At 62.2% G+C, this 8,946-nt stretch carries 9 protein-coding genes; 7 read left to right on the forward strand and 2 right to left on the reverse strand.

Translation table 11 applies throughout. The features are described 5' to 3' along the window. Positions 1–106: 106 nt before the first annotated feature. The 4 genes from ACH2DW_RS14800 (at position 107) to ACH2DW_RS14815 (ending at position 3,817) form a co-directional block, all read left to right on the forward strand. A complete protein-coding gene (locus ACH2DW_RS14800; protein ID WP_394930516.1) occupies positions 107–562 on the forward strand; it encodes a DUF1269 domain-containing protein in 456 nt (151 codons plus the stop codon). A gap of 73 nt (positions 563–635) precedes the next feature. Beyond that, positions 636–941, forward strand: a complete 306-nt coding sequence (locus ACH2DW_RS14805) for an SHOCT domain-containing protein (protein WP_394930517.1) — start codon at positions 636–638, stop codon at positions 939–941. A gap of 1 nt (position 942) precedes the next feature. Next, positions 943–1,719 (forward strand): class I SAM-dependent methyltransferase, encoded by a 777-nt coding sequence (locus ACH2DW_RS14810; protein ID WP_394930518.1) that lies wholly within the window; start codon positions 943–945, stop codon positions 1,717–1,719. A 388-nt stretch (positions 1,720–2,107) separates the two neighbouring features. Further along, positions 2,108–3,817 carry a hypothetical protein gene (locus tag ACH2DW_RS14815; RefSeq protein WP_394930519.1) on the forward strand — a complete coding sequence of 570 codons (1,710 nt, stop codon included), beginning with the start codon at positions 2,108–2,110 and terminating at the stop codon, positions 3,815–3,817. Between the two features lie 43 nt (positions 3,818–3,860). Here ACH2DW_RS14815 and ACH2DW_RS14820 read toward each other — a convergent pair whose 3' ends face one another. Beyond that, the gene (locus ACH2DW_RS14820) at positions 3,861–5,585 is read right to left on the reverse strand and encodes a SulP family inorganic anion transporter (RefSeq protein WP_394930520.1); all 1,725 of its coding nucleotides are present in this window, start codon (positions 5,583–5,585) and stop codon (positions 3,861–3,863) included. A gap of 194 nt (positions 5,586–5,779) precedes the next feature. Between ACH2DW_RS14820 and ACH2DW_RS14825 the strand changes: the two genes are divergently transcribed. Together ACH2DW_RS14825 and ACH2DW_RS14830 are read left to right on the forward strand one after the other, a co-directional pair. After that, positions 5,780–6,757: a formylglycine-generating enzyme family protein gene (locus ACH2DW_RS14825; RefSeq protein WP_394930521.1), complete on the forward strand. Its 978-nt coding sequence runs from the start codon at positions 5,780–5,782 to the stop codon at positions 6,755–6,757. Positions 6,758–6,785: 28 nt separating this feature from the next. Beyond that, entirely contained in the window at positions 6,786–7,526 is a 741-nt protein-coding gene (locus ACH2DW_RS14830; protein WP_394930522.1) for a DedA family protein, read from the forward strand. A gap of 26 nt (positions 7,527–7,552) precedes the next feature. On the opposite strand, the gene ACH2DW_RS14835 is transcribed toward ACH2DW_RS14830, so the two are convergent. Continuing rightward, positions 7,553–7,951, reverse strand: a complete 399-nt coding sequence (locus ACH2DW_RS14835) for a DUF1622 domain-containing protein (RefSeq protein WP_394930523.1) — start codon at positions 7,949–7,951, stop codon at positions 7,553–7,555. Positions 7,952–8,093: 142 nt separating this feature from the next. Here ACH2DW_RS14835 and ACH2DW_RS14840 point away from each other — a divergent pair, with 142 nt between their 5' ends. Then, positions 8,094–8,819 (forward strand): SDR family NAD(P)-dependent oxidoreductase, encoded by a 726-nt coding sequence (locus ACH2DW_RS14840; protein WP_394930524.1) that lies wholly within the window; start codon positions 8,094–8,096, stop codon positions 8,817–8,819. The last annotated feature ends 127 nt before the right edge of the window (positions 8,820–8,946 follow it).

An 8,946-nucleotide genomic window follows, 5' to 3' on the forward strand; every position in this document is an offset into this window, starting at 1 on the left:
TCGCACGCGCACACCAGGTCGCAGCAAACGGACGATCGTGAATCGCCGCCTTCAAGCGCCGGTGTTAGATTCTCCCGACAGCACTCGACATGATAGGACGTGACACGTGACAGATGACATGAGAGAGATGGGACCGATCGACTGGATGTTGATCGAGTTCGACCAACCGTTCACCGGTAAGGCAGCGCCGCCGCTCTTCGACCTCGTCGACCGTGGCGTGATCACCATCCTCGACGTGATGTTCATCCGCAAGCTTTCCGATGGTTCGGTGCAGGCAATCGAGATCTCAGATCTGCCCGGCGACGAAGCCATTCACATCAATGTGTTTGACGGCTTCGAGACCGGCATTCTCGGCGACGACGACGTCGCCGCCGCCGGTGAGGCGATGGAAGTTGACACACGAGCGATCATGCTCGTGTTCGAGAACACCTGGGCGGCGCCGTTCGCGATTGCGCTTCGCGAGGGCGGCGGAGTCGTCGTCGACAGCGGCCGGATTCCGGTGCAATCAATCATTGGAGCGCTCGACGAACTCGATGCCCTAGAAGCATCCCTGGAGGGATGATGACCACAACAACAATTACAGAAACAGGAGTTCAGTCATGATGCGTCGCCGACGTGGAGGAGTAGTCCGAACCGTGGGTCGGACCGCAGTGGTTGCAGGCACGGCATCTGCCGTTGCCGGCGGTGTGAGCGCCCGACAGACAAAGAAGTTCAACGAGGGCCAGCAACAAGCTGCTGCCGCTCAGCAATCAGCCTACGATCAGGGCCTCGCTGACTCTCAGGCTGCTGCCGCCGCCGCTGCCGCTGCTGCTGCCCCTCCGGCACCAGTTGCCGCCGCACCGGACCTCATGGCCCAGCTCACACAGCTCGGTCAACTCCACGATCAGGGCGTGCTGACTGACGCGGAGTTTGCTGCACAAAAGGCCAAGCTTCTCGGCTGACATGACCGAGGACCAGTACCGGTCCTTGGCCACTGATTACCACTGGTACTTCGACGACGTCGCTCTGTTCCTCGGCAGTGACACACCCGGGGTCAGAGCGGCGATGTCGTCACTTGAGCTGGGGGCGTGCGTTCTCGACGCTGCGTGCGGGATTGGCGTCGATGCCACAGCGCTTGTGCGACGTGGCTTCAACGTCACCGCCTCCGATGCAAGCACAGAGATGGTCGCCGTGACCCGTCACCGCCTCGAAGCCGCAGGAGTCGATCGGTCTGACGTCATCACCAGCACGTGGGCAGACCTTCCAACCAAATTCGAGCCCGAGCGGTTCGACGCGATCTTCTGCACTGGCAACTCGATCGCGCACGCACCCGACGCTGAGGCGGCTATCGACGCATTTAAAGCTTTCCGCTCGATCCTTACTCCTGGCGGAATACTCGTTCTCGATACCCACGACTGGGAACTCGTGCACGAAATGGGCAGTCGAGTCGAGATCGAGCCAGACATCGTTGAGCGCAATGGCACACGCTGCGTGCGTACCTACTCCTGGCACGTTCCTGAGGCGTTCGGCGACCCACACCTGCTTGAGATAGCACCAATTTTCATTGACGGTAATCACGCCACCCTTCGGTCATACCCGGTCACAATGTGGCCGTTTACCCGAGCTGAACTAAATCAGCGTCTTAGAACCGCTGGCTTCACGTCAGTTGCACTTGACGCTATTCCTGGCGACGAGCGGTACACCGCGACTGCACGCCGACCGAAGCCCAAGCACCCTTAGACACCGGGGATGCTCATCGCCAGGAAGGCCGCGTAGCGGGGAGAGGCGACTACTGTTCAACCGTGCGCAAGTGGCTTGTCCGTTGCGCCAGGTCGAGAGGAAGTCCAAGTTGCAACTGACGTCGCCATTCCGGCACCAAGCAGACGAAAGTTCTTCTGTAGCGAATACTCCTCGCCCTCGTGACGCTCGCCGCGTTGCATCGGGCTTTCTCGCTGCCCTGATTCTCAGCGTTGCTTTGCTTTATCTCGGGGCCGGTCCGGCTCAAGCTCAGTCTGAGGACTCTGCTCAACAACTCGTTGAGCGGTTCGCGCCGATCATCATGGTCAAACAGCAATCTGAAGACTGCGACAGTGAGGGTGAACCGTATGGACCGTCCGCCGTCGACATCGTGCTCGACAACCCGGAGGTGGCGCTGCGCCAAGTCGGCCGCGATGACCCCATCGTGACGTGGGCACCAAGCGCCGCCGACCTGTTTGACCTTGGGGAAGGATTTTTCCTCGATTTCCCAGGAAGTTCGCTGTCACCCGAGTGCATTTATGAACGCGACTTCAACAAGTACACCGCTGACGAGCCTGCCACGGTCTACGCGCACATCGTGCAGCCATCCGACGCACCAGGCAAGCTCGTCGTGCAGTACTGGACTTACTGGTACTACAACGACTGGAATAACAAACACGAGAGCGACTGGGAAGGCATATCGCTTCTGTTCGATGCCTCGTCGATTGACGAGGCGCTGGCCGCAACTCCAATCGAGATCGGCTATTCGCAACATGAAGGCGGCGAACGCGCCACCTGGGACTCGAACAAGCTTGAGCGCGACGGCGACCACCCGCTGGTCTACTCCTCGGCTGGTTCCCATGCCAGCTACTTCGGCGCAGCGGTCTTCCTCGGGCGCGGCGCATCCGAGGGCTTCGGCTGTGACGACACCTCGGGTCCATCTGACTCGATTTCACCAGAGGTCGTGCTGCTCCCCGATGCGGTCGACGACCCCGACGACCCGCTCGCATGGGTGTCCTTTGAGGGCCGGTGGGGTGAGCGCCAACGAGGCCCGTTTAATGGCCCGACGGGACCAGCTAGCAAGGATCGTTGGCTCGACCCGCTGCCTTGGTTCGATGAGTTGCGACCATCGAGCGTCGTGATCCCTGCAGGCGACTCTGAGGGAGCGACGGTCGTCGAAGCATTTTGCGGTGTCGTCGCGGCCGGCTCCAACGCGTTGATCACCTTCACGGTGTCACCCGCAGCAGCAATCATCGGATTCCTCATCATCTTTTCCGTGCTCAAGTTCATCGCAGGCCGGACAGATTGGACCCGCGTGTCCGCCGAGCCATTGCGCCGCCGCCGCCGCGTTGGCCAGATCATCCGCGCCGCATTGGTCACGTACCGGGGGTCGCCGCTGTTGTTCATCGCCCTGGGGTTGCTCTACCTCCCCGCTGCGGCTTTTGCCGCTGCGATCGCCGTCTTTGCCCGATTGATTCCATTCGTCGGCGAATTCATCGAACTGGCGCGACCCTCGGGCGGCACGAATCTCTTCATGGCCGCGCTGGCGGGCGGGGCAGTCAACCTCGCCGCCTTCGTGGGCGTGAGTGCATTGGTCGCCGAGTTCCTGCGCGGTGCCAATCGCACGAGCGGTGGGCTGCGCGACGCCACCCGCGTGACCTGGGCGCGCCGTTCCACGCTGCTCAAAGCATTCATCCGCACGTACGCCACCGTTGTCATCCTGATGGTCAGCATCATCGGAATCCCGTGGGGCATCCGCCAGATCGTGCGTTACCAACTCATGCCTCAAGTGATCGTGCACGAGGAAACAGATGCTCGCGGCTCGTTGCAGCGCAGTACCGAACTCGTCCATGGCCGTTGGCTCCACACTGCGTTCGCAGCAACCGCGATCAACGGCATGGTGTTCGTCACGGTGATGGGGTTGTCGCTCCTCCTGCTCGTTGGGGCCGCCTCAATTCCGCTGTGGGCCTTCTCGGCACTGGTCACGCTGCTCTACATCCTCGTTGCCCCGCTCGCAGCCATTGCCATGAACCTCGTGTATGGCGACGCCGTCGCCGCGACGCAAGGCGCCCCCGTCGCCGAACTCGTCAGCGTCGACTGAGCGCTCTGCAGCACAGCGCTATCGCACTCCGCCGACTCAGTCCTCAGAGTGCGAGTTGGTCGCTTGGCGTGTCTTCGTGACCGGAGCGATGCGATGTGGGAACGGTCTCGGAAGTCGATCCAGTCTCGGCGGTCTCGACGGTCTCAGTTGATTCAGCGATGTGCTGAGCGACCCACTCCACAGCATCGTCGTACGCCTGGCGCACCGTTTCTCCGACGTACTCGGTGCCGCGGTAAACGTTCTTGATGTCGATGGCCTGGGTGACCATCCGTTCGTCAATCTGGTCGATGACGTGTTGGTTGTTCGTGACGATCATGAGCTTGCAGTCCGCATCACGGAGCGCTCGTGCGTACTGACCAAGAATGTCAAGGAAGGTGGCCCCCGCGTCATCGGAGCCGCGGATGCGCAAGATGACGACGGAGTGTCGCGATGCCGGCGTCACCGTCGGCATTTGCTCGAGGAGAACAGACGCCGTCGCGAAGAAGATCGCACCAAACGGCTGCAGGACAACTACCTCGCCCGGCGGGAGCTCAGACGGCGGTTCGACCTCGCGGACTCGGCCGTCATCACGTATTTCGAGACGGAAGGTGACGAGTCGAGACGACTGGCGAATCACAAACAGCAAGACCGAGAGACTCACGCCGACTAACACGGCGAACTGCAACGGGATGATCAGCGTGAGCAACAACGTGATCGACATCACCGTGAGCGGCACCTTGCCGGTGAGCGCGACCGTCCGCACCTTGGCGGGTTTGATCGTGCCGACGCCAACCACGATCAGTAACCCCGCGACCGACGGAATAGCGATCAACTCGACCAGCGACGCGAAAGCCAGCAGCACGACTGCCATGACGAGCCCTGCGAAGAACAGCGCCGTTCGGCTCCGCGCACCGGCGTCGCTGACAATGGCGCTCGCTGACATTGAGCCTCCGACCGGCGTGCCCTGGAACAAGCCGGCCAGGATGTTCCCGGCGCCCTGCCCGACGAAGTCCTGCGAATTACTGGGCAGACTCCCGTCATTGTTCGGAAACCCGGCCGACACGCCAGCGCCCTGCACAAGACCAACGAATGCCAGCGACAACGCCGGAATCAGCAGGTACGGAACCTCGGAGATGATGGGAAGCTGGATGAATGGAAGCGAACTGGGCACGTCGGCGATGTCGCGGACGAGCACGATGTCGCGATCTGCACTCTGGAACACTGCAGCGACGGCCGAACCGGCGACCACCGCAACGACCATGCCGAGCGCTCCGAGCCGGGTGCGTTGCAAACCGACGATCAGAATGATGGTGACCGTGCCGACGACAACCGGGCCAAATTCGGCCTTGTCGAGATTGAAGAGCAGGTCAAATGCCCGGATCACCCGGTTGCTGCCCTGCGCGTCGTAGCCGCTGAAGTCGTTGAGTTGGCCCAGCACGATGTTGATGCCAACGGCGGTAACAAAACCCGTCATCACCGAATTCGACACAAACCGCAGGAACGAACCCAGCCGCAACAGCCCCGCGATGATCATCACCACGCCGGTCAAGATCGTGAGCGTGAACAACGAACGTGCTGGGTCGTCGCGGCTGGCGAGATCGACGTCGGCAACGATGATTGACATCGCTCCGGTCGCCTGCACCGTCATGAACGCAGTGCTCGTGAACAGCGCCCCGCCGATCATCCCGTACAAATAACCGTAGAGCCCGGCAACCGGGTTGACACCGGCCAGCAGGCCACTTGCCAGGCCGTCGGGAATACTCTCCACGCCGAGAACAAGCCCCGCCACTGCGTCATCCTTCGCCGTCTCCCGCCGAAAGAGCGATCGAGGTCTGAGAATTGGGAACTTCACAGTTGCGAGGATAGATCGGCCCGCCAGCCGATGAGCGACCAACACCGATCACGAGAGCGACCCAATCGTCGCCGTCCGAGACGATGGAGTAACCCTGTGACTGCTGGCGGCACACAAGTAGGGTCGTCTCGGTGACAAACGAAAGCGAGTCAGCCCCCGACCCATGCTGCGCCCCCAGTCGGGGCGAGGGCACGTCATCGGAGGCTCAGGATGCAACCGCACAGAGGACACCAGGTCCGGGCGGCGTCCACGACGACGACTTCGTCGACATCGCGAGCGGCGCCTTCATCATGGGGACGAACGAGGACTATCGATACCCCGGCGACGGCGAGGGTCCAGCGCGCGAGATCACCCTCGACGCCTTCCGCATCGCCAAGTATTCAGTGAGCAATCGGCAGTTCGCAGCGTTTGTCGATGACACCGGATACCGGACCGAAGCCGAGCGGTTCGAGTGGTCGTTCGTCTTCCATCTGTTTCTTCCTGAGGACTTTCCCGATACCCGCGGCGTCGCTGCGACTCCATGGTGGCGTCAGGTGTACGGCGCGGATTGGGCACATCCCGCCGGCCCACAGTCGAACCTCAACGGACTGTCGGACCATCCGGTCGTTCACACGACGTGGGCCGACGCGCAGGCGTACTGCGCGTGGGCAGGCGTGCGACTCCCGACCGAGGCCGAGTGGGAGATGGCTGCGCGTGGCGGGCTCATCCAGCAACGATTCGTGTGGGGCAACGAGTTCGCACCCGACGATCAGACGATGTGCAACATTTTCGAGGGTTCGTTCCCCGTTGAGAACACCGCTGAGGATGGCTACATCGGAACCTCGCCGATCGATGCGTTCCAGCCCAACGGGTTCGGCCTGCACGACATGGCCGGCAACGTCTGGGAGTGGACCAACGACTGGTTCCACACTGAATTTCATGTCACCGGTCCTCGGGCAAACCCGCACGGCCCGCCATCAGGCGAAGCGAAGGTGATGCGCGGAGGGTCCTATATGTGCCACGACTCGTACTGCCACCGGTACCGGGTCTCCGCGCGGAGCTCCAACACGCCGGATTCATCCGCGGGGAACCTCGGGTTCCGAGTGGCAGCAGATCTATGTTCCGAGTGATGAACAGGAACGCACGCGGCCACACGACATGAGTTCTGCGGTGCCTGAGACTCGACAGTGGAAGATCCCTCGGCTTCGATGGATTATCGCGGGAGGATTCGCCGTCGTCGGTATCGCATGGCTCGTCGCGGCAATCTCGGGCGCAGTCGCCAACATCGATCTGGATGGACTCGCCCACCCGTACGCCCTCGTGTTCATGTTCGTCAGCTTCGACGCCGTTGTCCCGATTTTCCCGAGCGAGTCGCTGCTCAACACCGGCTCGGTTCTTGCGACACAGGAGGGTTCGAACATCGAGATCTGGCGACTGATCGTCGCTGGCTCCGCGGGGGCGATCGTCGGTGACTCGATCCTGTACTGGATCTCGCGGACGGTGCTGCGCAAATTCATGTCGAAGCGTGTCGCACAAGCCGAGCGCAACGAGAAGGTCGCTGAGACGTTCGCCATGCTGCAGGATCAGGCACCAATGTTGATCGTGTTCGGGCGGTTCGTGCCCGGCGTGCGGTTTGTGGTGGGAGCGACCATGGGTCTGGCCCAATTTCCCTATCCACGATTTCTGCTCTGGAATGCGATCGGCGGAGTTGCGTGGGCGGCGTTCGCCTGCGTCTCGTCAGCACTGGTCTCGACGGCAATCGGCGATCAACCACTGCTGTCGATCCTCGTCTCGCTCGTCATCACCACTGCGCTGCTCGGGTTTCTGTACCAACGCGTGCGGCGTGATTGGGAAGCGTCGAAAGATTCAGCGGCGGCCGGCGAACCTGACCTCGTCTGACAGACCAAGTCAGGCCAGGCCGACGTTCACTTTTCGACTTTGTCCTCGCCAGACGTTCGTTGCTCGAGTTGCCACGGCCACCGGCCCCGGAGTTCCACAACGATCGACCAGGAGAGGAACGTTCGGACGATGACGAGGAGACCGAGCGCCGCAACGTTTTCGAGTGTCGGCTCAAGCGTGACAGTTCGAATGATGTCAGCTGCGATGAGCAGATCAAGCCCGAGGAGAAGCCCGCGTCCGACTTGCCGCTTGACCGCCTCAATCCCGGCAACAGGACCGACGACGAACGCGGCGCGGACGCCAATGACGACGGCGATGACCACCGAAACGGCGATGACGAAAATCGCGAGGACCTCGATCCACTCCGAGACATTCTGCGCAAGTTCCCAGTGGCCGATGGTCAACCCGTCGGCTTCTTCGAGCATGGGCACAACGATAGCGGCGCTGACGCCAGCGCCTTCTCCTGCTGGTTCCGGACTGAACACCGTGCGATGCACCTCAGTGCACGAATGTTGAGAGAAGGACTCCGAGCATCTTCCGTCGTTCTCCCTCGAAGGAACCGTCACGGTGGTCACCGGCGCGAGCCGGGGCATCGGTCGGGGCCTCGTTGACGCGCTCGCCGCCGCCGGCGCGACCGTCGCACTCACCGCGCGCTCCCAGGACGAGGCAGACGCCATCGCCGAGGAGGTCATCACCGAGGGCGGACGCGCCTCGGGCCATGTGATGGACGTCTCCGACGTCTCGTCGATCAGCACTGCGTTCGACAAGATCATGCAGCAGCACGGACGCATCGACGTCCTCGTTGCCAATGCTGGACTCGGAGCGAACCACCCAGCGATCGACGTGACCGAGGCCGACTGGGACGACATGATGGACGTCAACGCCAAGGGACTCTTCTTCACCGCGCAGGCAGCCGGCAAGGTCATGCTCGCGCAGGGCTCGGGACGCATCGTCGCGATCAGTTCCCAAGCATCGCTCGTCGGCATCCGCGATCACGCGGTGTATTGCGCGTCGAAGGGTGCCGCGAACCAACTCGTGCGAGTGCTGGCATTGGAATGGGGCTCGCTCGGCGTCACGGTCAACGCGGTCGCGCCGACCTTCATCTACACCCCGGGAACAGCAGAACGACTCGACGACCCCGAGTACCGACGCGGGGTGATCGAACGCATCCCCATGGGTACGGTCGGCACCATCGCTGACGTCGCCGGGGCTGTCATTTATCTGGCGTCCGACGCGGCCGCCCTTGTCAACGGAGTCATCCTCCCCGTCGACGGTGGCTGGACCGCCCAATAGCCAAGGTGCCGGTGGCCCGCAGACGCCTCCGGTTCGTCGAGGGCAGGACAGCCGCACCAATCTGACTGTTCAACAAGCAGCAAGCAAGCCACAATCAAGCCACAATCAAGCCACAATCAAGCCACAA

The organism is uncultured Ilumatobacter sp. (assembly GCF_963980585.1).
Classification (GTDB): domain Bacteria; phylum Actinomycetota; class Acidimicrobiia; order Acidimicrobiales; family Ilumatobacteraceae; genus Ilumatobacter_A.

Bases quoted from the DNA above. Each gene is read 5' to 3' on its own strand.
- ACH2DW_RS14810 (WP_394930518.1), top strand. From the start codon at position 943: ATGACCGAGGACCAGTACCGGTCCTTGGCCACTGATTACCACTGGTAC.
- ACH2DW_RS14830 (WP_394930522.1), top strand. From the start codon at position 6,786: ATGAGTTCTGCGGTGCCTGAGACTCGACAGTGGAAGATCCCTCGGCTT.
- ACH2DW_RS14835 (WP_394930523.1), bottom strand. From the start codon at position 7,951: ATGCTCGAAGAAGCCGACGGGTTGACCATCGGCCACTGGGAACTTGCG.